The organism is Paenibacillus ottowii (assembly GCF_050516475.1).
In the GTDB taxonomy this organism is placed as follows: Bacteria; Bacillota; Bacilli; order Paenibacillales; family Paenibacillaceae; genus Paenibacillus; species Paenibacillus ottowii.
This window is the reverse complement of the sequence record NZ_CP191577.1, coordinates 3,812,414-3,837,040: the sequence shown is the minus strand read 5'-3', so window position 1 is coordinate 3,837,040 and position 24,627 is coordinate 3,812,414. Positions and strand designations below refer to the sequence as shown.

Sequence of the window (24,627 nt, the reverse complement as noted above, 5' to 3'; positions counted from 1 at the left end):
GCGCACTGGGAAGGCATTTTTTTTGGAAAACGATTGGAGGTGCGTTCATGTCGGCACAGGTAGTGATATCCGAATATAATCCGCAGTGGGTAGCAGAGTATACCCAAGAACGAGCAAAAATAACTGAGGCTCTCGGGGACGTGTGTCTCGGCGTAGAGCATATCGGGAGTACATCCGTTCCTGGTCTGGGAGCCAAGGCCATTATCGATATTATGGTTGGAGTAGAAGATTTGACGTTTATTCAATCCGAGCAGCGAGAGCGTTTACTCGGTATTCAATATGAATATGTACATAAGCCTGATTTTCCAGAACGAGCTTTCTTTCGCCGTGGAGAATGGGGGGCTGGGACTCATCATTTGCATATTTACAACTATCAAGATGAGCATTGGGATAACCATCTGTTGTTCAGAGATTACTTGAAAACACATCCTGAAAGCCTACGAGCGTATGAGACCTTAAAAAAAGATTTGGCGCACCAATTCCAATATGACCGTGCAGCCTATACCGAGGCCAAGGGACCATTCATACGGCAGATCGTTGAGCAAGCGAAGCTTGAAAGACAAAAGCAGAGACAGATGAAATTATAGTATGGCACGGTGTTCAGGTGGATGAAGGCTAAAAAGATATTCTGTTTTTTATTTAAATTTTTTTGTATATAATACAAGAGAAATAGCTGACTAAACTCATCAAAAGAAGGAGCTGTGTGAAAGATGTCCAAACGTTTGATTCCTTACATCACTATGGATGGAAATGCCAAGGAAGCCATCGAATTTTATGAAAAGGCGTTGGATGCCCAACTGCTTTTTGTTCAAACCTTTGGAGAAATGCCGGAAAACCCCGATTTTCCCATTCCCGCTGAGGTCAAGGAACGTGTTGGACATGCTACTCTTAAGGTTGGTGAAACAGAGCTTATGTTTTCGGATACCTTTCCAGGATCGCCGTTTAGCAGCGGGAACCAGGTGAGCATTTGTATTACAACTGACAGTGTGGAGCAATCCCAAAAAATGTTTGATGCTCTACAGCAAGGAGGACAGGTGGGGATGCCTTTGCAAGAAACCCATTTTAGTCCGGCTTATGGGAATGTAACAGACAAATTTGGTGTCACCTTTCAAATTTTCACAGAGGTTCGATCTTAACAAATAGAAAACGGCCCGATCCGCTGCTTTAGCGATCTGGCCGTTTTTTTTATATATTACCTCACTTATACGCCAAAGTTAAAATCATCATCTGTCAGCGGCTCTACATTCATCGCCCGTACATAGCCGTTTCCTTTTTTAGAAAAGAAATCGTGCTGTTTGGTGTGTGTGCTGATACCGTTGAATACGATGGGATTGACTTCTTCTTCTTCAAAAAGTGGATCAAAGCCCAGGTTCATCATGGCCTTGTTGGCGTTGTAACGCAAGAAGACTTTAACATCGTCTACAAGTCCAATAGGGGCATAAATTTGCTCGGTATACTGTTCTTCGTTATTGTGCAAGTAGCGCAGCAAACCTACCAGCGTCTGGTAGAGATCACGTTGTTCTTCCTCGTCCAGTTCTGCATAAATCTCTTGTGCCAGTACACCTACGTAGACGCCGTGAATACTTTCATCCCGCAGGATCAGATCGATGATTTCCCCACTGCATGTCAACTTGCCCTGACCTGCGAGATAGAGAGGGTAGAAGAAGCCGCTATAAAACAAATAGCTTTCTAACAGCACCGACGCAGCCATCGCGAGATACAGGTCTTTCGGTGTATGAATGTTCATATAATACTGACGAATGGTTTCTGCTTTGGTCTGTAGATACGGATTTTCTTCCACCCAGCGGAATACACCGTCAATTTCTTCTGTGGAGGCCAGGGTTGTAAAGATGCTGCTGTACGACTTGGCATGAATTTGCTCCATCATCGCCATAAAGCTTAATACGGCTTTGCGTTGCAGTCCGTCTACATGCTCCATAATTTGCGGCATACCCACACCGCCTTGAATGGTGTCCAGCAGAGTCAATCCGCCCAGCACCTTCATGTAGGCTTCTTTTTCAATATCACTGAGGGTTACCCAGGACATTTTATCGTCAGACAGCGGAATTTCATCATCCGTCCAAAATTGCATAATATTCTGGTTCCAGAACATCAGGGTGAAATCATCGTCCGAACGGTTCCAGTTTACGGCTTGTATACCTGTCATTGTTAGCATTCTCCCTTCAGCTTGCGAGATTCCTGGAAACCCTCATATAAGAGGCTACCAAAGAGTCATCGTATGCTTGACATACGGAAGCTGTATCCGCGAGGGCCTTGTCCAAACCTGTAAAGGTATGAACCACACGCTGGATACAGCTTCTAATACCAAGCATCCATATCTATTCAAAATTTAATTTATTGTATAGCTTGTTACCATTTATTCATTAGATGGAGCAAGTGAGGCACTCTTCCACAGACAGTTTTTTGGTACGTGTGTAGTATAACGATTTAAGTCCTTTGTGAGCAGCGTACAGATAGCAACGTGCTAACTGACGCGTAGTCACATCGCTGTTTACATGAAGCACAGTCGAAATTCCTTGATCCACATGAGGCTGGATTTCAGCAATCAGATCAAGTACTTTGAATTGGTCCATTTGATAAGCGGATTTGTAGAAGAATACATTATCCTTTTGCAAATACGGCATTGGGTAATAAGTCGTCGAATTCGCATAGGTGCGAGTTTCAATCTGCTCAACAATTGGCATAACGCTGGACGTTGCATTTTGAATGTACGAAATGCTGGCAGTGGGAGCAATCGCCATACGGTAGGCGTGGTACAGACCGTTCTGCATGACGTCTGCTTTCAGTTTGTCCCAGTCCGCTGGAGTCGGAATATAAATATCCTTGAACAGCTCTTGCACGCGTGCCGTTGTTGGACGATAATCGGTGTTCAGATATCGGTCAAAATATACACCTGTCGCATAATCCGATTCCTCAAATCCATAAAAGCTTTGTCCGGCTGCTTTTGCGATTTCCATACTCTTTTCGATGGAATGATAGTTCATCGTCATGAAGAAGGTACGGACAAAATCCTTCGCTTCATTGCTTTCATATGCAATTTTATTCTTGGCAAGGTAGCCGTGCAGATTCATGACACCTAGACCAACGGAATGCATTTCACGGTTCGCTTTCGCAACACCTGGTGCATTAGCCACTTGGGTCATATCGCTGACCGAAGTGAGAGCAATCATACCTTCGTGAACGGACTCGCGGATTTTGCCGTGCTCCATCACATTTACAATGTTCAGGGAAGCCAGGTTACAGCTTACATCCCGGCGAATAATATCCTGTTGTCCATAATCGGCAATCTCAGAAGTTTCCTGTAGCTGGAAGATTTCCGTGCACAGGTTTGACATTTTGATTTGGCCCACGTTTTTAAGAGCATGCGCCTGATTGGCGTTACTCTTATTCATAATATATGGATATCCAGATTCCAACTGAATCATGGCAATTTTCGTCAGCATATCACGTGCGCTCATCGCTACTTTTTTCTTCACTCGATCGTCGGCGAGCAGCGTGTCATACATTACATCCAAGTCCATGTCGTCCAAATGCGTTCCATAAGCTTTGAACACACTATAAGGAGCAAATACATGCAGCGGTTCGTTATCCTGAGCCAGCTTGTAAAAGCGGTTCGGCACCAGCAATCCGATCGACAGTGTCTTGAGACGTACTCTTTCGTCAGCATTGATTTTTTTACTATCCAGGAACTCCAGCACGTCCCATCCAAAAATATTGTAATAGGCTGCGCCGGAGCCTTTGCGTTGCCCCATTTGGTCCGCGTAGGAGAAGCCGTCTTCCATCAGCTTGAGCACAGGCATAATGCCTTTGGCTGCACCTTCTACACCTTTAATCGCTTCGCCGCGTGACCGCAGCTTCGACAGGTTAACCGCCACACCGCCGCCGATTTTGGATAATTGCATGCAAGTGTTCAGTACATAGTTGATCGAGTTCAGAGAGTCGTCCATTTCAAGCAGGAAGCAGGATACCAATTCTCCCCGGCGGCTTTTGCCTGCGTTCAGGAAGGTAGGTGTTGCTGGCTGAAGACGTTGTTCCATCATCGAGCGGGCCAACAGGCGTGCCGTATCAGCGTTGCCGCGTCCCAAATGCAGGGCGACAGCAGCCACCCGGTCAGGATAGTGCTCCAGATAGACTTTACGGTCATTACTCTTCAGTGCATAGTCAGTATAGAACTTGGATGCTGCCATATAGGAAGGAAATTTAAAATCGTAGCTATGAGTGATATGGAAAATATCATTAATTTCATCAGCCGTATAGCTGTTATAGAAATTTTCGTAATAATCATTCTCAATCATATACAGCACTTGAGCAGCTGTGTCAGCAAACTTCAAGCTCCGTTCTTGAACTTCCTTCATAAATTCTGCCACAGCCTCTTGGTCCTTTTCCAATTGGAAAAAGCCGTCAGTATCGCGTTTCATCAACATGTTGTTCAATTCAATATGCCGCAACTCGGCTCACCTCCTGCTTAAAACGCTCTACATCTCCGAACGTTCCAGATAATTCAAATTTGCTAATCACCGGGACATTATAATGGTCGGCAATCAAATCTGCACTTTTGGCAAATTTCTCACCCCAGTTGCGGTTGCCGCTTGCAGCTACACCAACAAGGTTTTGTGCATTTTTTTTCAAAAAGGAAGATACCTTCTCAGGTATCTGCCCAAACCCGGTAGTATATGTAATGAGTACGTAAGGTTCTTCTATAGTCATTTGCTCCTCAATCTGAACCGCCGGAAGCTTGAGCTTGTTTATAAATCTTTTTACATTGCCAGTCTTGGAATCATAAGCAATCAGCATGGTGTGCAACCTCCTTAACAATTAACGAAAAAAAGAAAACGGCATTGCCAAGAGACTCATCATACCTGTAATCCCTTGCTGGCTGCGCCATTTAAAATTTTTGACTCTATATTTACATGTATTTTCATACCTGTATCTTCAAGATATCGGGCATAAATACGTTTTTTACACTATATTTAGAGTACATTCTCTATTTTATATCTATATATAGTTTTGTCAATCGGTCTAGAGAGGCCCAGAGGACCCATATCGGGTGTAAGTCCAAGCAGGGTGCGGAAAAGAGCGAAAGAACTTTTTTTTCGTAAGTATGTTAAAAAAGTATTGGAGTTTTTGAGGCTTAGGATGTACCATTTGTCAATGGGTAATAGATTGGAAAATTTACATTTTACTGTAGAAAGGATGAAGTAGATGGGAAGTAGTTTTTTTATGGAATTTCAATCGTTTAATATGATCTTTTTTATCGTGCTTGGACTTATTGCTATTGTAATCATTACGGGGATTGTGAAAACGATCGGAGCAGGCCTTTCCAATCAAGAAGCCGAACAGGTCCAACGTTCATGCAAGGTTGTGGATAAGCGAACGAGAGTGCGTGGGGGATCAGGCGATTTTTCAGCTTCGACCGACTACTATATCACCTTTGAGTTTGAAGGAGGTGAACGTAAGGAGCTGAAGGTAAAGGGTACGGACTTCGGAATGATTGTGATCGGGGATCGCGGGGAGGTTCATTATAAAGGGACACGATTTTTGGAGTTTGTTAGAGTAGTGGAAGCGTAAGGTTGACCGGAAAGCTAGTGTACTACTTGAAAATACATATTAGGGAGGAAGCTGACGATGCCACATATCATTGGAGCACGAATTGTATTAAGAGAGTACCGCCAGGAGGATATACCTGATATCCGAAGATGGGTTAATGACCCAGCAATCACACATGGTTTAAGCGACGTATTTATCTATCCGCATTCACAGGCTAATAGTGAATCGTTTGTACAGATGATGATTGACGGCAACTCTGAAATCAAGGGCTTTGTCATTGCACATAAAGACACATTGGACTATATTGGACAACTTGATTTATTCAAAATCAACTGGGTGAATCGGCACGCCACGCTTGGGATTGTGATCGGGCGCGACAGTGACCTGGGCAAGGGCTATGGGCGGGAAGCGATCCGGCTGATACAAAAATTTGCGTTTCATGCGCTGAACCTGCATCGGCTGGAACTGGAGGTGTATGCGTTCAATGAACGTGCACATCGTTGCTATCTGGCATGTGGCTTCAAGGAGGAAGGGCGGCTACGGAAAAAGCTATTCAGGGAAGGACAGTACTATGACATCATTCAGATGGGGATGTTGCGAAGTGAATATGAGGCTGTAGAGCAAGCGAAGGAATCCTGAAAGTGAGGCCACATAAGCTATTTTACTCTGTCAGCTTTCTTCAATTTTTTATGAGTGAAATCACGGGGACTATGCTCATCCTATTCCTTTTAGCTAAAGGACTTTCTCTGCAAAGTGCAATTTCTTGCTAGTTGTATTTTTTGTAAGTATTTTTCTGTTTGAAATACCGACAGGAGCTATTGCAGACAAGTATGGAAGAAAAATTTCTGTTGTTCTGGGGCTTGTTGTTTTCTAGTCTACAGTGTTTTGTTCGTTTGGACAGATCACATATGGCTACTTATGTTCGCGCAAGTCTTTGGGGGGCTGGCAATATGCTTGTAATCAGGTTCCTTGGAATCCTGGGTTGTGGAAAACAGCGATAAGCCGATGGAAGTTCTTTTTACAACCTCTAATAGTATACAGTACATTTCGGGATTTATTTGCGGTCTGTTTGGGGCCTTTCTCGCAACTTTTAACTAGTCACTTCCCTGGGTGGCCAGCATTGTATCTATTATCCTGTGTATTTTTCTATGCTGCTTTTATATGAAAGAGAAAAATATTACCCATCGAAAAACATCTGCGACTCGTATTAAAACGATTAATGATTGGGATATAACTCATCTTAGCGGGTGCTTTCAACACCTTTTATCCTATACTGCTTACCTTTTTAATTTATGAAATTGGGCGAGGGATGTACCCGGTTGCCAAACAAATATTTCTGAACAAAAGAATATCTAATGAGTATCGTTCAACTCTGCTATCTCTGGATTCTGCCATTTCGCAACTAGGCATGTGCGCAGGTTTAATCGTGACAGGCATCGTAAGCCGTAATTTTACCAATCTAACTTCGGATCAAGCACCTATTCAGATATCTTGGGTGCTGTGTGGCGGGATTGCATTGATTCCAATCTTTTTATTGCTTTATGTCCACCGGGTGTCCAGGAAAAATAATAGCTGGAAGGAAAAAGCAACAAGGCAGAATATTTAATAGAAAAAGGGCTGAGACAGGATCTGGCTGTCAGCCCTTTTCTATTTTTAGTAGCAATCGATTTCTACTTCTCCCCGTACCATAGCTTCAGCCGATTTTGAATCAAACCGGTGAAGATTTCTTCAGCCTTCGGTACACCCGCCTGATCCAGCTCTTGGAGCATGCGGTCATACACGGTATCGAATTGATCTGGTTTGGCGAGTACGGCCTCAGGAATCCGTTTGCGCACAATGTCCTGTGACTTCTGATAAATCACATTGTAGTTTGTAGTGGTCGGAACAGGCATGTTGTAGGCAGCTCCCCACTCTTTTACTGGAAAATCCTTTTCATTCGGGAACAGGTCTTTCCATGTCCGAGCTTTATATGCCTGAAGGGACTCTTTTTCCGCTTTGCTATAATTTTCGGTAATCATCTCTGGATAATTAGTTGTATAATAGTTGCCAGTTGGGTCCTTCACGCTATCACCGTAATGTGGTCCCCATATCCAATACAAACCGATACCGGATTCTCTGCTAAAAGAAGCATTATCGTTATTTTTACGTTCTTGCACAGCCGCAGGAATGACTCGTTTGCCGTTCTCTACATTGTAATGCTGGCCTTCAATTCCCCAATTACGTAAAATTTGTCCTTCGTCCGAGGCCAGAAAGTCTAGAAACTTGATAGCTCGCACCGGATTTTTGCATGAAGTTGTAATGCCAATCCCGGACGCAGTATCAAAACCAATAGGCTGGAGGGAATGATCCTCGTATTGCTCATTTAAAGTGACCGGAAAGTGAGCGTAAGTGTATTCATCCTTGCCTGCTGCCTTGAGCGCATTTTCGGCATCCTGGTAGTTCCATTCCTGATCAATCAATCCGATGACACGTCCTGCGGCGATTTTGGATTTGTACTGATCACTTTTTTGTACAAAAGTGTCCTTATCCAAGAGCCCTTCATTGTACATATGGTTTAACCAACGGAAATACTCCCGTTCTTCCGGACGTTTGTAGTGAAGAATGGCTTTGTGTGTTTTAGGATCAATATAATATTCGCCATCGTCTGGTCCGCCTGTAGCCGTAACTGCCGGGTTTGTCACAGTAATTTGCATTTTCCAGTCCTCGGCGTCGAGTGATAAGGGTATGGTAGGCTGACCATTGGTAGTAGGATATTTGGCCACATAGTCTTTAAGTGCTTTTTCAAAATCTTGAACGGTGCGAATTTTGGGGTAACCGAGCTTCTTAAGGGCCTGATGCTGAATTTCGAAGCCGGCCTGTGCATCAAACGCGATGTGATCTACGCCCAAATTGGTCGGGATGGTATAAATGGCGGGATCTTCATTACTATATTTAATACGGTTAAAATAATCTCCATACACTTTCTTAATATTAGGACCGTATTTATCAATCAGGTCGGTTAAGTCAATGAGTGCGCCGGCATCGACCAGCTTTCCAATGTCTCCTTTGGGGTACACGAGATCAGGGTACTCTCCGCTAGCAGCCATTAAAGCAAACTTTTCCTCGCCTCGACCATTGACAGCATGCTCGGCATTGAGGGTAACACCCGTTTTCTTGGTAATTTCCTGCCCGACAGCGTCCTTCATGTTGTTCCAGTTGGAGCTTGCGTCACCGCCAAAGAACGTAAATGTAATGGGAGTGGTGTCGTTGGGGTCTTCCTTTTCTGCCGTACCACCTGTTCCATTCGCGCAGCCCGTTGTAACGAGCAGCAACAAAGCCAGGAGCAGAATGGAGCTTTGTCGTACCGACCTGTTCGTGAACATCTGCAAATCCCCCTTAATAAGTATGATTTACACAATGTAAGTGCTTTCAATAGTAAATTGTAGGAAATAAATAACCTTACGTCAAGTCATTTATGCTGGTTTGTTATGTGTTTTGTTTTCTATTAAGCAAACATATTTAAATAAAAGGTGTGGATTTGTGCAAATCCATCGTTTGATGATCTAAAACAAAGTATGCTACGATGGTACCAGTTTATAGGCATACCTGATTATTTAGAAGACTAAGGTAGAAAAAGATTTCGTATAGGGTTGGGTGAGGAGATGCGTGGAAAAGTAACATTGCAGGAAATTGCGGATGCGGCGGGTGTTTCAAAGTTCGCTGTTTCGCGTGCATTGTCAGGCAAACCCGGTGTAAGTGAAGAGACGAGGGCATTGCTGGTTAAGCTGGCCGCCCAGATGGGTTATTTTCGCAGTCATCCCAAAATGACTGGGGTAGAGCCTCGGGACACGGATGCCAGAGAATGGTCGGGTACTGTGTTGGTGTTATTTCCGAATATCCGGCACCAGAACCGGGAGTCCAGGTACTGGGGACCTGTATTTGAAGGGATCTCCGAGCGTCTGAACCGTAAAGGATTAGATATGATTACGTTAACAGAGCCTTCAACGGACGATACGTTTTCTTTGCTGAATCCGGAGGCCATTAAAGGGATTATCACTGTAGGGACGATTTCAACTACATTATTACTGAACATTTATCGAATGGGTATTCCGGTCGTTATGGTGGATCATTGGGACTCTGCATTTTTAAGTGATGCAGTGTTTACGGATAATCGTACATGCATGAATGAATTAATGAAGGATTTGCTATGCAAGGGGTATGTCCACTTTCAATTTGTGGGTCATGTTGACGACGCTCACAGTTTCTATGAACGTTGGGAAGCTTTTCGGTCCGCACTGGAAATGAGCGGAATAGAATTACGGCAAAACAAAGCTCTTATTAATGGGGGAGCGCAGGCGCTTGCTGAGGAAATGGACAAGTTGCCTGAGGATGAGCTGCCAGAGGTTTTTGTTTGTGCTAACGATGTGACTGCTTCGCAAGTCGTGGAAGTACTGAAAGCAAAAGGGATTGACGTTCCAAAGCGGTGCGGGGTGACCGGGTTTGACGATACGAATGATCAAATGCCGATTTATGCCACGGTAAGAGTGGATAAGGAACTGTTGGGGATGCGAGCGGTGGACCAGTTATTATGGCGCATCATGAATCCAAGCTCGCCTGTCGAAAAAAAGCTGCTGCACGCGGATCTACTCGTACGGGAAGTTCACGCGCCACGGATCAGCCGGGAAAATGATGATCGTGATCGTTCCTTTAGCACAATTAAATATAGTTGATGTCTGGATGCGTGGGATGAATTCGATCCACAGTGAAGATGAAAGAAGTCGCTTTTAGCCTGTTCAGGGGTAGAGGGCGACTTTTATTTTGTGTTTTAACCATTGTCCAAAAAAACAATTGACTAATTTGTTAGCTTAATGTTATTTTTGTTATGTTAATGAGTGATCCAGATGTTCCCAATCATCCTTATAGGAGGCTTGCGACGATGATTAATGTGATAGGATTGGATGGCTGGAGGTTTAGGGCAGCGCAAAGTGATGAGTGGCTCAGTGCGAAAGTACCGGGCTGTGTGCATACTGATCTTTTACGACATGGCAAAATTCCTGATCCTTTTATCGGTATGAACGAGATGGAGGTACAGTGGATTGACAAACAGGATTGGATATACGAAGGCTATTTTGAAATAGATGCCAGCCAGTTCCAATGTCAGTGTGTTGAATTGGTGCTGGAAGGTCTCGACACATACGCAGATGTGAATGTGAATGATCATGCTGTCTTGTCGGCCGATAATATGTTTCGGGTATGGAGACAGGATGTGAAGGCATTTGTTCAGCAAGGGAAAAATCGACTTGAAATCCGTTTTCGTTCTCCGATTACTGAAGATGTGCCCAAGCTGGAAAGGTTGGGCTATGGATTTCCCGCACCGAATGATCAGTCCGAAATAGGTGGTTTGTCTGATAAAAAGGTAAGCGTTTTCGCTCGTAAGGCTCCCTATCACTATGGTTGGGATTGGGGACCACGGCTGGTGACGAGCGGTATATGGAGAGAAGTTCGGATTGAAGCTTGGTCTGGTCTGACCGTGAGAGATTTATTTATTCGACAGGACGAAGTGAGTACCGAGAGGGCTGAACTCACGGCAGTGGTAGAGATTGAAAATGCAGCTGAGGTTAGAGATGCCGAGTTGTGTATTTCTGCTGACGGAAGGGTGTGGTCCAAACCCGTTCGCCTGCGGAAGGGAAAGCAAACAGTGGAGCTGGGGCTAGTGATGAAGGAGCCGAAGCTGTGGTGGTGCCGAGGTCTGGGGGACCCGCATCAGTATACGTTTGCAGCTGAATTGAAGGAGCAAGCACAGGGAGCTGTAATTGCGGAAAAATCAGTGAAAACGGGGTTGCGATCGATTCGCCTAATACGTGAGCGGGATACGGCAGGGGAGAGCTTCTATTTTGAGTTGAATGGAATCCCTGTATTTGCAAAGGGAGCGAACCATATTCCGAATGACAGCTTTGCTGCCGAAGTTACGTTGGAGCGATATCGGCATGAAATTGCCAGTGCGGCCGCCTCACATATGAATATGTTGCGGGTGTGGGGTGGCGGTATTTATGAAGAAGACGTATTTTATGACCTTTGTGATGAATACGGCTTGCTCGTGTGGCAAGATTTTATGTTCGCATGCAGCATGTATCCGGGGGACCAGGCTTTTTTGGACAATGTAGCCCAGGAAGCCGAAGATAACATCAAGCGATTGCGCCGTCATCCTTGCATTGCATTATGGTGCGGTAATAATGAGATTGATTCCGCATGGGCGCATTATGAAGAGAATGCGGGCTGGGGCTGGAAAAAGGCCTACACGCCTGAGCAACGGGAGCGCCTATGGGAAGATTATGAAACGCTCTTCCACCGGATCTTACCGGAGGCGGTAAATGCCTGGGCTCCGCAGACGGCATATTGGCCCTCCTCACCGCTAATTGATCTGACCGGAGATCGCAATCAGCATGCTCATCCGTCATCCACAGCCGGAGACATCCATTATTGGGGAGTATGGCATGCGTCTGAGCCGTTTGAAAATTATCACGTACATGTGGGCCGTTTTATGAGTGAGTATGGCTTTCAGTCCTTTCCTGAATACAAGTCTGTTCGCGCTTATGCGGAAGAGAAGGATTTGGAACTGGAGTCTGCGGTGATGCTGGCACATCAGAAGAATGGTTCGGGCAATCGCCTGATTCAAGAATACATGGAACGGTACATGCGGCACCCCAAGGATTTTTCATGTTTTCTGCTCATGAGCCAGGTTTTACAGGCAGAGGCGATGAAAATGGCCATTGAGGCCCATCGTCGCAACAAGCCCTATTGCATGGGGACATTATACTGGCAAATGAATGACTGCTGGCCCGTTGCCTCCTGGTCGAGCATGGACTATTTTGGTCGTTGGAAGGCACTTCAATATACGGCTAAACGTAGTTTTGCTGATGTGCTGTTGAGTGCAGTAGATACAGAACAGGGGAGTAAGGAGCTGCATCTGGTTAACGATACGCTAGAGCCGATAGCAGGTACGCTGCGTCTGACGCTTTTGCATATTCGTAGCAGTCAGGCTATCCGTGAAGAAAATGTTAAGGTAGAACAGCAAGCGGGCGGCGCGGGGATCGTACATGTACTGTCTGCCGATAAATGGCTGAATGGTCTGGACCGTACGGAGCATATGCTGGTCGCACGTCTGATACAGAACGGTGAACAGGTGGCCGCCAGCGAAATTTATTTTGCAGCCACGAAAGAGATGGATTTACCACAGGCGAAAATTGAAGTGACAGAGATACAGGGAAGTGGGGGCAGCAGGTTTACACTTTGTTCGGATGTACTTGCCAGACATGTGTGGCTGAGCGCAGAGCAGGAAGGAATTTTCAGTGACAACCATCTGGACCTGGCCCCTGGTGTTCCCAAAACCGTGGAGTTTCTGGCCTTGCGTAACGGCACCACCACATTTGAGGCAGCTGCGCCAGGTTCATTGACAGTACAATCATTGGTCAATTGGGTACAAGGTTAGAGAACAGTAGAACCTTATCCTTGACAATGAAGGTCCTTTTCAACTGGCTAGAATGTTCAAAAACATACGATCGGTAGAAAGCTTGTAGGAGAATCGGCGAGTAGGGTTTTAGCAGGGTGAAGCTGGATTGCGACATTACCCGGGAAATGCTGCCTACGATTTAGTCTAATGGATGGTTCTGTTTGATCAGACAGTCCACATTCGTATGTTGCCTACCTGTGAGTGAAGTCTGAAATATAGTAAGCATCTGTCTTCCGGGGAGACGAGGTCAATTCCGGGAGAACAGATGCTTTTTTATCGCCATGTTATGCAGAGTGGAGCGCTTCCATTGAGCTTGAGGCCATTGTGGTGTACACTGTCCAGAACAGGTGTAAATTGGAACGTCAGGAAGGCTGAACAGTTACAAGGAGGAAAAGAAACAGATGTATGCCCGTTTAAGATCGCTAAATTACCCCGTTAAACTTTACATTTTTTTGGCACTGGCCGTGTGCTCCGTAATCAGTACTTTGTGGATCGTTAACGTGAGACTGCCCTCAGGGGACCGCCCTTATTTTTTTATTTGGTGGAATATGATGCTGGCCTGGATCCCTATGCTGCTGACGCTTCTGCTTGATGTCATTCATTGCTCTTGGAGACGGGGAACGAGGACATTTTTGCTCTGGGTCATAGGGGCAGGTTGGCTTTTCTTTTATCCCAATACGCCTTATTTGATCACAGATTTGTTGCATGTATTTTCCAGATATCCATTTCTAGGTGAGCATCATTTTTGGGGCAATCCGTACTTTTGGAATCATGCATTAGGAATGCTGCTGGTAGCTGTCCTTGGTCTTACAATGGGGTTTGTATCGCTCGAATCCGTACGACAGTTGGTACAGTGTGCACGGGGCGGGATTGTCAGCTGGTTGTTTATGCTGGCGGTGCTCCTGCTAAGTAGCCTGGGGATTTATATTGGCCGTTTCTTTCGAGGAAACACATGGGATATTGTTTCTGCACCGTCCCAGTTGTACATACAAGTATCCTCCATATGGGCGGATTCCTTGCAACGCACTCATTTTGTGGAGTTTAGCGGGATGGTATTCGTTATTTTACTCGTTAGCTATATATCCACGATGTGCGTGATTTGGATGGGGAACAGCCGCCGGGACGACCGATATTACTGGTGATTACGATGGGGCTGAGTGGTTGAATATCATCATAAGATAATAATGTAAAAACGAAGGAGGAATAGCCACAATGAACGGACAGAATCGATCTGATATTCGCGCTGGTCTTCAGGTGGATATTGTGCTTAAAAAGGATCAGCCTACGGGTAAGCTGACGCGAGGAACGGTAAAGGATATTTTGACCAACTCCCCGCGTCATCCGCATGGAATCAAAGTGCGTTTGGCAGACGGACAGGTTGGGCGTGTCAAACATATTGTATTGGATAAAGGATAGAGCTTTGGGCTCAGGAGGAGTGATGTATGAACCAGACAACGGCATGGTCTAAAAATGATCGCTATCCGCTTGTTTTACTGGTACTGATGGTGCTTGCCCTCGTTTGGTCCTTAATTCGCCCAGCGGATTATTTTACATGGGTACTGGAAGTTCTCCCGGCGGTATTGGGAGCTGTACTGCTGACGACTTTTTACCGACGATTTCGTTTTACCAATCTGGTATACACCCTGATCTGGCTACATGCACTGATCCTGATTGTCGGTGGGCACTATACCTATGCCGAAATGCCGCTGTTCAACTGGATTCGGGATACGTTTGGGCTGGAGCGCAATTATTATGATCGACTTGGGCATTTTGCCCAAGGTTTTGTGCCTGCACTCATCGTTAGGGAAGTACTGCTGCGTAAGACAGCTCTGGGGAGCGGGAGCTGGCTCACTTTTCTAACGGTTAGTGTATGTCTTGCGATCAGTGCTGGATACGAACTGATCGAGTTTGCTGTAGCCAAAGCAACCGGTACGGCAGCAGAAGCCTTTTTGGGGACACAGGGAGATGTTTGGGATACTCAATGGGATATGCTCCTTGCGTTCATCGGTGCCTTGACAGCGGTGATTTTGTTAAGCGGGGTACATAACAAGCTGCTCAAACAGCTAAAAGTGTAGCAGGGATTCTTTTTTAGACGCTTTTTATTCCTGTAGTTTTGAATTTTGTTGAGGATTATATTCGCGTCACCGGTCGGCTGTCGAGATGCAGGGTCGCTGCCTCCATGTAGCTGTCCAGCAGCCGCTCAAAAATACGGTCCCACGTCTGCTCCAGGCAGTATGCTCTACCGGTTCTGGACAGAAAGTTGCGAAGTGAGGCATCCTCGTACAAAAGGTGTACAGCTTTGGCAAAGGCAGCGGCGTCCGCAGCTGGACACAGTAACCCCGTTTTCCCATGGATGACATTATCTTTCACCCCGCCTTCATTTGCGCCGATCACGGGTGTGCCGCTGGCCATTGCCTCCAAAACGACATTACCAAAGGTTTCCGTAGTGGAGGGAAATAGAAATACATCGGCTGCAGCGTACAATTCAGCTAATTCCGATCCTCTCACAAAACCAAGCCAGTGGACGGCGTGCTCTGGCACCCCGATGTCTGCTGCAGTTTTGAACTCAAATAATGGGCCGTCTCCTGCAATGACCAGCACAGCGCCTGCGCGGACGTCATCGGGTAACTGGAGATAGGAGTCCAGCAACGTGTCGATCCCCTTTTCCGGTGCAAGTCTGCCAACATACAAAATAACAAATGCGTCTGCGCGAACGCCCCATTTTTCCCATATCGCTTCGCGATTCACTGTGGGCTGGAAGCGGTCGGTATCAATGCCTCTACCCCAGATTTCGAGCTGTCCCATTCCTTTATTGCGCAACAATTCCAGGGTTGACCGAGAGGGGACATATATCCTTTCGCAATGTCTATGAAACCAGAGCATGTATTTCCATAACGCGGGTTCAAGCCAGCGAAGCTTGTAATATTCGAGGTACTTATCAAAGTGGGTGTGATAGGAGGCGACGAGTGGAATATGGTGTTTGGCAGCGTAGCTTGTTCCGTACAGGCCCAGGTTAAACGGAGTAGCAACATGAATTAGATGCGGGGAAAAGGCTGACAGGCGCTCGTTAATTTGTTTGGCATTAGGGATCGCAAGTCTGCATTCCCGGTACAATAAAAAGGGAATACTTCGAAATCGCTCCACGCCCGGTCCAGAAGACAGATGATGGTCTGCCTCCGGGGCAAAGACAAGTGTAGATACCCCATGGGTCTCCAAATAGCCAATCCATCGTTCCAGTGTCAGAGCAGCGCCATTGACATCAGGCGTATACGTGTCTGTAAATAATGCCACTCGAAGCATGCCTTCATTCCTCCTCCGCCATTCTCATTTATCCTATGACGTTCCAGGGGAGTCCGCTTGGAGGCTCCGGCTTTTATTGTGTCATGATTTTGTTTACGGGCTTGCCGGGTTTTGTAAAAATTGACCTTGGGACGGGCTCTTTCGGGTCTCTTCTAAGAATTTACTAATCCATGGCATGATCAGTTCTTCCTGTGATGCTGATGCATATAGGGGAATTCTGTTGATATGTATTCTAGCAGGCCTATACATTTCATAATTATTCCTGATCTTTGATGGTTTGGGGTAATAATAAAACATGGACTTTGTCTTGAAATTTCATTATAGTAATTCGGTATGAATAAATTTGAAGGGTAAGCAGGAGGGATGGCTTTGGCTTTTGGAGCACGGGTGTTAAAAACGGGAATCGCAGTGACGCTCGCCCTTTTTCTGAGCACGCTTTTGAACACCCATTCGCCTGTGGGGGCAGCGATAGCCGCTATTTTTGCCATGCAACCGTCGATATATAGGTCGTGGCGTTATTTTCTGGATCAACTCCAAACAAGCACATTAGGTGCGATTATGGCGTTGCTGGGCGGAATGGTATTTTCGAATGAGCCGATTGCGGTCGGACTGGTATGTGTGTTGGTACTTATGATATGTCTGAAAATAAACATGGCGGATACTGTGGGATTGACACTTGTGACTGTGGTTTCTGTCATGGAAGCTTCAGGAGACTGGAAATTTGCGGTTACCCGCTTTGCGCTGACTCTGATCGGGATTGTGTCTGCTTTTGTCATCAACATTACCGTTTTTCCTCCCAAACCGAAAAGGCAGTTTAACAATCAGATTCAAAATGTATTTAACAGCATGTCGTTGCTGCTGCGAACTGCCATTTCCGACGAGATTAAGGAGTCTGTCTTTAAAGAGGAAAAAGGAAACTTGGAGGGAGCTATTAAATCACTGTCGGACAAATATCATTTGTTCGAAGAGGAACAAAAAAAGCTCAAGCGCAACAAGTTTAGCCAGACGAGACAAATGGTCGTATACAAACAAATGCTCGAAAGTTTGCATAAAGGATACGAGGTGTTGGATGCGGTCGAAAGACACTACTTCCAGTCATTGCGTCCAAAGGGAACAGATGCGTTTTTTGACGACCATCTGGAGCGGCTGATTCGTTTCCACGAGCACGCTCTGCTGAAGTTCGAAAATAAGCTCAAACCCAATGAGGATGAAAGTGAATTGTTTGAGCAGGCCAACGGTGAATTTATGAAGCAGGCCATTACACGTTTTGACCATTGTCAGGAGGGAATGCTGCGGCTTTCCATTGTAGCTGCGACGATGTACGACTATGGTCATCAGCTGGAGCGATTGAGCAGACTGGCCGATCATATTCATCCTGTGGAAGAGAGTCGATAGGTCAATTTCGAAAAAAGAAAAGGCGACCGCATTCATCAATCCGATGGGCGGTCGCTTTTTTATGTAATGAATTTAAGGATGTAGGAACAGGCTAATGGAAGGTTGCCAGAAAACACAAAAAAAGCCCACTGGTTGCGAACAGGGACTGAACTTGCTACAATAGAGGATGCTATGTTTTACATTGTAAAGCCGTATTGCATAAGTTGTTAACACACTTCTTGTTACATTATAGCATGCTTCAAAGGAATAGTCAATTTTCCCGGATCAGAGGGATGTGAAGAGTATGCCCGGGTCCATAATAGAGCATAGTTTGTACGCAAGGGAGCCCTGCACGGAGCAGGAGGAAACGGAACAGGAGCGATGTCAGTGACTACTGAACAGCAATGGAATGAGGAACAACGAAGAGTAGAAGATGTGACTACAGTCATTAGCGGCCGTATTCGGAAGCTGGAGACAGAGGTTGGTTCTGTGCGCGGCGATGTCGTCGATATGCGTAAAGACTTCTGGGATGAGGTAACGATCAATTTCAGTGAGGCGGATGATGTGGGCGAGACGTCCACCAGTTTGCGGCAACAGTCTGAGATTTTGTCTGAACGGGAACGAAGACACAAGCATTCCACTGAGGCGCTAGGCCGTTTGAAAAAGTTGCTGGACTCACCCTATTTTGCACGCATTGATTTTGCAGAGGAAGGGCAGGCTGCGGAGCGTATTTATCTGGGGATTGCCTCCCTGCTGGATAATCAGGATGAGGAATTTCTAATTTACGACTGGCGCGCCCCTATTTCGAATCTGTATTACGATAATATGCCAGGCCCCGCTTCTTATAAGACCCCAGCAGGGGAGATGGAAGGAGAACTGACGCTCAAACGCCAATTCTCGATCCGTGATGGACAGATCCGCTTTATGTTCGATACAGGGGTGACTATTGGAGACGAACTCCTTCAAGCCGTATTAAGCCGGAGCTCGGATGCTCAAATGAAAAGCATTGTCGCTACCATTCAAAAGGAGCAGAATCGCATCATCCGTGATGATCGAAGCCGTATGCTTATTGTTCAGGGAGCGGCGGGAAGCGGTAAAACCTCTGCTGCGCTTCAGAGAGTAGCGTATTTGCTATATAAGTATCGGGATCGCTTGCGAGCGGATCAGGTCGTGTTATTTTCGCCCAACCCCATGTTCAATAGTTATGTTTCGACAGTATTGCCTGAATTGGGTGAGGAAAATATGCTTCAGGCCACGTTTCAGGAATATTTGGAGCGGCGTTTGGGCCGGGAGTTTCAGCTAGAAGATCCTTTTGAGCAGCTGGAGTATGTGCTATCTGCATCGTCCCAGACTGGATATGAAGCTAGGATGGAAGGTATTCGGTTTAAGTCATCCAAGACGTTCTTGCATGTGATTACAGGCTATAAGGCGCACCTAGAACAGGAGGGGATGCGTTTTAAACCTGTTCGTTTTCAGGGGCGTGAGGTGATTTCAGTCGAGCAAATGGCAGGCAAGTTTTATGAATTTGACTCGGCTGTACGGCTGGCAAACCGATTGGAACTGCTGCGTGATTGGATGCTCAAAGAGCTGGCCCGCTTTGGCAAGGAAGAATGCGCCGCTCCTTGGGTGGACCAGCAGATGGATCTGATGGAGCCGGAGGATTATCAGCGGGCATATAACCGCATGCGCCGTAAATCCAAGAATAAAGGCGATACCTTCGATGATTTTAAGCGTGAAAGAGAAATATTGGCACGTATGGTAGTCAGTGACCGCTTAAAGCCCCTGCGCAAGTGGATTAAGGCACTTCGCTTCGTAGATACAACCAGCCTATACAGCGAGCTGTTTATGAACGAGACCCTATTAAGCCAACTATCGAATCATGCAGAGCTACCTGTCCACTGGAGTGAGATTAGTCGGCAAACTCTGAAACGCATTCAAGCTGGAGAATTAGCGTATGAGGATGTGACGCCCTTTTTATATTTGCGTGAGTTGATGCTAGGCTTCCGTTCCAATAGCAACATTCGTCATGTGTTTATTGATGAGGCACAGGATTATTCACCATTTCAGCTGGCTTTCTTCAAACGATTATTTCCTCAGGCTAAAATGACAGCACTGGGCGATTTTAATCAGGCTATCTACGCCCATGCTTCGGTGCTTCAGGATGCAGAACCATTGTATGACCTGTATGGCGCAGAACAGACCGAGATGATTTCCCTGACACGCAGCTATCGTTCCACACAGGAGATTGTAGAGTTTACCCGGGGGATGGTAGCAGGAGGGGAGCATATTGTTCCGTTTAACCGTAAGGGGGAGAAGCCGCTTGTCACCGAGGTGAACTCGCGTGAGAAGCTGCATCAACTGATTGCTGGGAAGGTTACCAAATTGCTGGCAGAGGGCTATGAATCCATTGCGGTGATCTGTAAAAATGCTGATGAAAGCGCAGCGACCTACGAAGCACTGGATGGACAACTGCCAGTAAAGCCAAAATTAATTAAGAAAACAACTCCTGCTTTTGAAAAGGGCATTCACATCATCCCGGCCTATCTGGCGAAGGGTGTGGAGTTTGATGCAGTCCTCATTTATGACGGATCGGCCCAAGAATATCAGCGTGAAAGTGAGCGTAAATTGTTCTACACGGCCTGTACGCGAGCGATGCATTTGCTGCACATATATAGCATAGGGGAGATTACGCCATTTATAAGCTCACAGAAATCGGACACGTATATCCGTAAAGTGGAATAAAGTGACCGTGTTCTTTAACGGCGGCTGGCATTATTGAGCGTATTCCAGTAACATAAGCAAATAAGCCAAACAGGTTAGAAGCATAAACGGAGGTTACAAACGTAATGGACATGAAGAGAGTATTTCAACGCCCGCCACTGGCGGACTGTGTACCCGAGTTGATAGCTACAGCTAGAGGGGAGCGCAAGGCATCGCTGGTGATCCGCGGAGGAACGCTGGTCAATGTGGTATCGGGCGAATTGTTACCGGGCATGTCTATTGCTGTGCAAGGTTCTCGTATTGCCTACGTCGGTAGAGACGTTAGCCATACGATTGGAGAAGACACCGTAATTATTGAAGCGGAAGGTCGTTATATGGCACCGGGTCTGCTGGATGGACATTGTCATATTGAAAGTACACAGCTCACCGTGACTGAATTCGCGAAGGCTGTACTGCCGCTGGGTGTGACGGGCGGTTTTTTTGACCCGCATGAAATTTCCAATGTGCTGGGTCTAAAAGGGCTTCGCCTGATGCTGGACGAAGCACGCACGACACCGCTGGCTGCTTACATGCAGGTAGCTTCCTGCGTGCCTTCCACAGGCCCGGAGCTGGAAACGACAGGTGCCTCTTTTGGTCCGGCGGAAGTGGCAGAGGCTCTAAGCTGGGGCCCGGATATGATCGGGCTGGGCGAAGTTATGAATTTCCCTGGCGTCGTCTATGGGGACGACGTGATGATCGGGGAAATTCAGGCTACGCTGCGCGCCGGCAAGGTGGCGGATGGCCATTTTACATGGGCCTCCGATGATTGGCGGCTGCCGGTCTATGCAGCCGCGGGAATTACGGGCGATCACGAATGTGTCACGCCCGAGGATGTAGCCGAGCGTATCCGGCTCGGTATGTATGCCAAGATGCGGCAAGGCTCCGCATGGCATGATGTGGCCGAGACGATCCGTGCCAGCACGGAAATGGGACTCGACACGCGCCGCATGATGCTGGTGACGGATGATCGCAGCGCGGAATCCCTGCTCCATGAAGGGCAGATGGACTTCGTGGTGCGTCATGCGATTGCGCAGGGTGTTAAGCCTGTAACGGCCTTTCAGATGGCAACGCTGAATACGGCAGAGCGCTTTGGCGTGGCACGGGACATTGGCTCGATTATTCCCGGTGCGATTGCCGATATTATCTTGCTGGATGGCCGCTTGGCCGAAGTGAATGTGACGGCTACCATCGCGGCGGGCCAACTGGTGGCCGAGTACGGACAAATGGTCGCTGATTGGGAAGGCTTTGTTTATCCTGCGGAAGTGATGGACACGGTCCATTTGGGTCGAGAGCTGAGTACCGCTGATTTTCGTATTGCGGCTCCAGTACAGGAGGGGAATGTACCTGTACGAGTAATTCGTGTCACGGAAAATCATGTGGATACGAAGGAAGTACGGATGACCGTTCCGGTGCGTCATGGCGAAGTTGCATCAGATCCTGCACAGGATTTGTGCAAAATTGCCGTTTTTGAGCGACATCATGCCAGTGGCAGCCACGCGGTGGCACTTGTGACAGGCGTAGGCTTCACTGAGCCGGCCGCAATTGCTATGACCGTAGCGCATGATAGCCACAACCTGCTCGTCATCGGCAATGATGACGAGCTCATGACTCAGGCGGCAAAGCAGGCCGTTGCTCTGCGTGGTGGCGTGGTGGTCGTATCCGCCTCGGGTGAGACGCGCTTCCCGCTCCCGATTGCCGGATTGATGTCCCCAGCTCCGTTTGCAGAGGTGGCTGCGCAGTCCGAAAGCATCAGCCGGGCACTTCAGCAATCCGGCTGTATGCTGAACAACGCGCTGATGACACTGTCGCTGCTCGCACTGGTTGTTATCCCTGAAATCCGTTTGTCAGATCAGGGACTTGTCGTGATCGGAGCCGACGGTATACGGAAGGTGTCTCTTTTCGTGGAAGAGGATGCTACGGAAGTTTGATAGAGCACGTTGCTGGGGGTTATCCTGCAGGTCTATTCAGACCTGAGGGATAGCCCCTGTTTTCTTATATAGTCCAGAAGATATCTTTGATTTTCTTAAACAGCGTTTTGTGGGAGGATGAGATGCAATTATATTATCGCTCATTAAAAAGAATGGCTCATCAAGTCTCAATTATAGATCAGGATTGGAACAGGTTTGTAGAGCAAACCCGTGTGAGGCATGTTCAGCAAGGAACATATCTTATTGAAACAGGGGAACCTGTGAAACATGCTTATTTTTGTTCGGAGGGATTATTCCGTTTGTTTTATACTTTGGCAGATGGCAGAGAATATAATGTTGGTTTTTCACCAGAAGATGATTATGTAACCTCTTATGGCGCTATGGTTCAAGGTAAACCATCCACCTTTACGATTGAGGCCATGGAAGATTCGGTTGTTATTGAAATTCCATATCATGTCCTGAAGGAGCTTATGGATACAAGCCATATGTGGGAAAGATTCGTGCGTAAAAGCGTAGAAAGACTGTACATTCGCAAAGAGGAACGGGAACGCGAATTGTTATATCTTTCTGCCAGGGAGCGTTATGATGCCTTTCTTCTTAAGTACCCCGGGTTGGACAAACGAGTTGCACAATACCATATAGCTTCGTACATAGGTATATCTCCTGTTTCACTTAGTCGTTTGCTGCGCAGCGATTTGCATTAACCTATGTTAATGTGGCTTAGCGACAAGCAGCGTACAATAGCGATAAATCCATTCAAGTTTCACTAAAAAGGAGATAGGCATATGCGTTATATGATGATTGTATTACTGGAATTCTACCCTTCCTGGTTGGCTCTTCCTCGGGAAGAACGCCGTAAACATGCGGGGGCCTTGCAGGCTCGTATTCAGAAGTACAGCGAACATGTTCAGGTTCGTTTTTTCGATGCAGAAGCACTGCCCGGAAAGGACTATACGGATTTCGTCGTATGTGAAACGGAGGATATGAAGCAATATCACTATATGTGGGAAGAAATTCGTGATTCGGAGCCGTATACCAAAGGATATATGAAGATTAAAGATGTAGTAATGGGGATGGAAAATGCATTTCAGTCCTATGAGTCCGAAATGCTACAGATGGACAAATAACTCCCCGTATCTCTTATTATGTAAAAGTAGGAGTTGAGCTTGTACAGGTTTTAAACAAGGCGAGTTCCCATGCTGTTTTATTCAGCTGGGAATTCGCCTTTTATCTTTTGAAAATGATAATCAGAAAAACCACTTTATGCAACTGTATTACTTATAACCTTCAGAAATCCATTATTTGTTGCATTATTAATTAACTGATCAACAGATTTTGCTGCGCTATCGCTAAACAAGTACCACTCATCTTTGGATACGTCATGAATCAAAAACTTGGGATACCCGACTAAAAGTTCGGAAGGAAAGGACTGGATTAGAGAATACACATCAAAACGAGCTAAGCTTTTCCCCTTTTGATCTAAAAAATCGTATTGTGCATTTTTATAATAAGACCCAGGTGTGTCAATAGTGAAGCTCCAAGAATAGTTTTCAGGTGCTTCGACCTTTTCACCTTTGTTTTTTGTGAAAATATTATAAATGGTTTCATGATATGCATTGCCATGAATTTGCTGAACTACGCCGCCCAATATCATATGGTATTCCTGTTGAAGTGCTTTTACTTGTACACCGTTGATGAGCAATGGTTTAGTATCCACAGTTACTGTAAAGTTGCTGTAATTGACATTGCAGCCAAGTGCCTCTGCAATAAAACGAAGTGGAACATATGTGCGATTATTTTTTGTATATGGTTTTACATCAAGCAGTATCTTCTTACCGTTTTTCTCCGCTGTGCTTTTGTTTATTGCTAATTTTACTTTCATCTCGCTTTTAACGAGGCTAACCTCGGAATCGGACCATTCGACGTTAGCCCCCAAGCTTTCGCTAATAACACGTAGAGGTACCATGGCGCGCTTATTTTTCATTTCGGGCTTCACATCGGTTGTAACCGTTACACCGTCAACTTTGATTTGATTTTGTGCTGCATAAGCAGTGGACGATGAAATACATAAAAAGATAGCAAGAAAAGCCCCAAAGAATGCCTTGTTCATAAAAGATTGCTCCTTTTTTGATAAATTTGTTACCTAGTAACTTTCCACCATATTAAGACGCGAATGGATAAAGTTTTGTTGCGCTTGCCTGTTCATCA

20 protein-coding genes are annotated in these 24,627 nt (G+C 46.2%); 14 read left to right on the top strand and 6 right to left on the bottom strand.

Annotation, left to right across the window (positions count from 1 at the left end; translation table 11 throughout):
- The first annotated feature begins 47 nt into the window (after window positions 1–47).
- Together ACQQ6X_RS17785 and ACQQ6X_RS17780 are read left to right on the top strand one after the other, a co-directional pair.
- Window positions 48–587 carry a GrpB family protein gene (locus ACQQ6X_RS17785; protein ID WP_305166407.1) on the top strand — a complete coding sequence of 180 codons (540 nt, stop codon included), beginning with the start codon at window positions 48–50 and terminating at the stop codon, window positions 585–587.
- Between the two features lie 123 nt (window positions 588–710).
- The gene (locus ACQQ6X_RS17780) at window positions 711–1,136 is read left to right on the top strand and encodes a VOC family protein (RefSeq protein ID WP_064796121.1); all 426 of its coding nucleotides are present in this window, start codon (window positions 711–713) and stop codon (window positions 1,134–1,136) included.
- A 65-nt stretch (window positions 1,137–1,201) separates the two neighbouring features.
- Here ACQQ6X_RS17780 and nrdF read toward each other — a convergent pair whose 3' ends face one another.
- The 3 genes from nrdF to nrdI form a co-directional block, all read right to left on the bottom strand.
- On the bottom strand, window positions 1,202–2,167 hold the full coding sequence (gene nrdF, locus ACQQ6X_RS17775; protein ID WP_063209253.1) for a class 1b ribonucleoside-diphosphate reductase subunit beta: 966 nt from the start codon (window positions 2,165–2,167) through the stop codon (window positions 1,202–1,204).
- A 217-nt stretch (window positions 2,168–2,384) separates the two neighbouring features.
- Window positions 2,385–4,469 (bottom strand): class 1b ribonucleoside-diphosphate reductase subunit alpha, encoded by a 2,085-nt coding sequence (gene nrdE, locus ACQQ6X_RS17770; RefSeq protein ID WP_305166406.1) that lies wholly within the window; start codon window positions 4,467–4,469, stop codon window positions 2,385–2,387.
- Entirely contained in the window at window positions 4,456–4,815 is a 360-nt protein-coding gene (gene nrdI / locus ACQQ6X_RS17765; RefSeq protein ID WP_064796119.1) for a class Ib ribonucleoside-diphosphate reductase assembly flavoprotein NrdI, read from the bottom strand. Before nrdI ends, nrdE begins: the two co-directional genes overlap by 14 nt.
- A gap of 408 nt (window positions 4,816–5,223) precedes the next feature.
- Between nrdI and ACQQ6X_RS17760 the strand changes: the two genes are divergently transcribed.
- The gene (locus ACQQ6X_RS17760) at window positions 5,224–5,589 is read left to right on the top strand and encodes a DUF2500 domain-containing protein (protein ID WP_305166405.1); all 366 of its coding nucleotides are present in this window, start codon (window positions 5,224–5,226) and stop codon (window positions 5,587–5,589) included.
- Between the two features lie 57 nt (window positions 5,590–5,646).
- Window positions 5,647–6,207 (top strand): GNAT family N-acetyltransferase, encoded by a 561-nt coding sequence (locus tag ACQQ6X_RS17755; protein WP_305166404.1) that lies wholly within the window; start codon window positions 5,647–5,649, stop codon window positions 6,205–6,207.
- A 1,031-nt stretch (window positions 6,208–7,238) separates the two neighbouring features.
- On the opposite strand, the gene ACQQ6X_RS17750 is transcribed toward ACQQ6X_RS17755, so the two are convergent.
- Entirely contained in the window at window positions 7,239–8,930 is a 1,692-nt protein-coding gene (locus ACQQ6X_RS17750) for an ABC transporter substrate-binding protein (protein ID WP_305166403.1), read from the bottom strand.
- Window positions 8,931–9,209: 279 nt separating this feature from the next.
- Between ACQQ6X_RS17750 and ACQQ6X_RS17745 the strand changes: the two genes are divergently transcribed.
- The 5 genes from ACQQ6X_RS17745 (at window position 9,210) to ACQQ6X_RS17725 (ending at window position 15,132) form a co-directional block, all read left to right on the top strand.
- Window positions 9,210–10,277, top strand: coding sequence for a LacI family DNA-binding transcriptional regulator (locus tag ACQQ6X_RS17745; RefSeq protein ID WP_305166402.1), 1,068 nt, complete (start codon window positions 9,210–9,212; stop codon window positions 10,275–10,277).
- 206 nt (window positions 10,278–10,483) lie between these two features.
- Window positions 10,484–13,036 carry a beta-mannosidase gene (locus ACQQ6X_RS17740; protein WP_305166401.1) on the top strand — a complete coding sequence of 851 codons (2,553 nt, stop codon included), beginning with the start codon at window positions 10,484–10,486 and terminating at the stop codon, window positions 13,034–13,036.
- A 422-nt stretch (window positions 13,037–13,458) separates the two neighbouring features.
- A complete protein-coding gene (locus ACQQ6X_RS17735; protein WP_305166400.1) occupies window positions 13,459–14,199 on the top strand; it encodes a DUF1361 domain-containing protein in 741 nt (246 codons plus the stop codon).
- Between the two features lie 70 nt (window positions 14,200–14,269).
- Window positions 14,270–14,473: a YwbE family protein gene (locus tag ACQQ6X_RS17730; protein ID WP_149032692.1), complete on the top strand. Its 204-nt coding sequence runs from the start codon at window positions 14,270–14,272 to the stop codon at window positions 14,471–14,473.
- Between the two features lie 26 nt (window positions 14,474–14,499).
- Window positions 14,500–15,132, top strand: coding sequence for a DUF2238 domain-containing protein (locus ACQQ6X_RS17725; protein WP_305166399.1), 633 nt, complete (start codon window positions 14,500–14,502; stop codon window positions 15,130–15,132).
- Between the two features lie 55 nt (window positions 15,133–15,187).
- Here the strand turns inward: ACQQ6X_RS17725 and ACQQ6X_RS17720 are convergent, their stop codons facing one another.
- Complete coding sequence (locus tag ACQQ6X_RS17720; RefSeq protein ID WP_305166398.1) at window positions 15,188–16,357, bottom strand: glycosyltransferase family 4 protein; 1,170 nt, start codon at window positions 16,355–16,357, stop codon at window positions 15,188–15,190.
- Window positions 16,358–16,720: 363 nt separating this feature from the next.
- On the opposite strand from ACQQ6X_RS17720, the gene ACQQ6X_RS17715 reads away from it, so the two are divergent.
- The 5 genes from ACQQ6X_RS17715 (at window position 16,721) to ACQQ6X_RS17695 (ending at window position 23,546) form a co-directional block, all read left to right on the top strand.
- The gene (locus ACQQ6X_RS17715) at window positions 16,721–17,752 is read left to right on the top strand and encodes an FUSC family protein (RefSeq protein WP_305166397.1); all 1,032 of its coding nucleotides are present in this window, start codon (window positions 16,721–16,723) and stop codon (window positions 17,750–17,752) included.
- Window positions 17,753–18,112: 360 nt separating this feature from the next.
- Window positions 18,113–20,473, top strand: coding sequence for an RNA polymerase recycling motor HelD (gene helD / locus ACQQ6X_RS17710; protein ID WP_305166396.1), 2,361 nt, complete (start codon window positions 18,113–18,115; stop codon window positions 20,471–20,473).
- 104 nt (window positions 20,474–20,577) lie between these two features.
- The gene (locus tag ACQQ6X_RS17705; protein WP_305166395.1) at window positions 20,578–22,419 is read left to right on the top strand and encodes an adenine deaminase; all 1,842 of its coding nucleotides are present in this window, start codon (window positions 20,578–20,580) and stop codon (window positions 22,417–22,419) included.
- 122 nt (window positions 22,420–22,541) lie between these two features.
- The gene (locus ACQQ6X_RS17700) at window positions 22,542–23,123 is read left to right on the top strand and encodes a Crp/Fnr family transcriptional regulator (protein WP_305166394.1); all 582 of its coding nucleotides are present in this window, start codon (window positions 22,542–22,544) and stop codon (window positions 23,121–23,123) included.
- A gap of 81 nt (window positions 23,124–23,204) precedes the next feature.
- The gene (locus ACQQ6X_RS17695; protein WP_013370578.1) at window positions 23,205–23,546 is read left to right on the top strand and encodes a darcynin family protein; all 342 of its coding nucleotides are present in this window, start codon (window positions 23,205–23,207) and stop codon (window positions 23,544–23,546) included.
- 134 nt (window positions 23,547–23,680) lie between these two features.
- Here the strand turns inward: ACQQ6X_RS17695 and ACQQ6X_RS17690 are convergent, their stop codons facing one another.
- Window positions 23,681–24,529: a copper amine oxidase N-terminal domain-containing protein gene (locus ACQQ6X_RS17690; RefSeq protein WP_305166392.1), complete on the bottom strand. Its 849-nt coding sequence runs from the start codon at window positions 24,527–24,529 to the stop codon at window positions 23,681–23,683.
- Window positions 24,530–24,627 lie beyond the last annotated feature (98 nt).

Bases quoted from the DNA above. Each gene is read 5' to 3' on its own strand.
- ACQQ6X_RS17785 (WP_305166407.1), top strand. From the start codon at position 48: ATGTCGGCACAGGTAGTGATATCCGAATATAATCCGCAGTGGGTAGCA.
- ACQQ6X_RS17780 (WP_064796121.1), top strand. From the start codon at position 711: ATGTCCAAACGTTTGATTCCTTACATCACTATGGATGGAAATGCCAAG.
- nrdF (WP_063209253.1), bottom strand. From the start codon at position 2,167: ATGACAGGTATACAAGCCGTAAACTGGAACCGTTCGGACGATGATTTC.
- nrdI (WP_064796119.1), bottom strand. From the start codon at position 4,815: ATGCTGATTGCTTATGATTCCAAGACTGGCAATGTAAAAAGATTTATA.
- ACQQ6X_RS17760 (WP_305166405.1), top strand. From the start codon at position 5,224: ATGGGAAGTAGTTTTTTTATGGAATTTCAATCGTTTAATATGATCTTT.
- ACQQ6X_RS17755 (WP_305166404.1), top strand. From the start codon at position 5,647: ATGCCACATATCATTGGAGCACGAATTGTATTAAGAGAGTACCGCCAG.
- ACQQ6X_RS17750 (WP_305166403.1), bottom strand. From the start codon at position 8,930: ATGTTCACGAACAGGTCGGTACGACAAAGCTCCATTCTGCTCCTGGCT.
- ACQQ6X_RS17745 (WP_305166402.1), top strand. From the start codon at position 9,210: ATGCGTGGAAAAGTAACATTGCAGGAAATTGCGGATGCGGCGGGTGTT.
- ACQQ6X_RS17740 (WP_305166401.1), top strand. From the start codon at position 10,484: ATGATTAATGTGATAGGATTGGATGGCTGGAGGTTTAGGGCAGCGCAA.
- ACQQ6X_RS17735 (WP_305166400.1), top strand. From the start codon at position 13,459: ATGTATGCCCGTTTAAGATCGCTAAATTACCCCGTTAAACTTTACATT.
- ACQQ6X_RS17730 (WP_149032692.1), top strand. From the start codon at position 14,270: ATGAACGGACAGAATCGATCTGATATTCGCGCTGGTCTTCAGGTGGAT.
- ACQQ6X_RS17725 (WP_305166399.1), top strand. From the start codon at position 14,500: ATGAACCAGACAACGGCATGGTCTAAAAATGATCGCTATCCGCTTGTT.
- ACQQ6X_RS17720 (WP_305166398.1), bottom strand. From the start codon at position 16,357: ATGCTTCGAGTGGCATTATTTACAGACACGTATACGCCTGATGTCAAT.
- ACQQ6X_RS17715 (WP_305166397.1), top strand. From the start codon at position 16,721: ATGGCTTTGGCTTTTGGAGCACGGGTGTTAAAAACGGGAATCGCAGTG.
- helD (WP_305166396.1), top strand. From the start codon at position 18,113: ATGTCAGTGACTACTGAACAGCAATGGAATGAGGAACAACGAAGAGTA.
- ACQQ6X_RS17705 (WP_305166395.1), top strand. From the start codon at position 20,578: ATGGACATGAAGAGAGTATTTCAACGCCCGCCACTGGCGGACTGTGTA.
- ACQQ6X_RS17700 (WP_305166394.1), top strand. From the start codon at position 22,542: ATGCAATTATATTATCGCTCATTAAAAAGAATGGCTCATCAAGTCTCA.
- ACQQ6X_RS17695 (WP_013370578.1), top strand. From the start codon at position 23,205: ATGCGTTATATGATGATTGTATTACTGGAATTCTACCCTTCCTGGTTG.
- ACQQ6X_RS17690 (WP_305166392.1), bottom strand. From the start codon at position 24,529: ATGAACAAGGCATTCTTTGGGGCTTTTCTTGCTATCTTTTTATGTATT.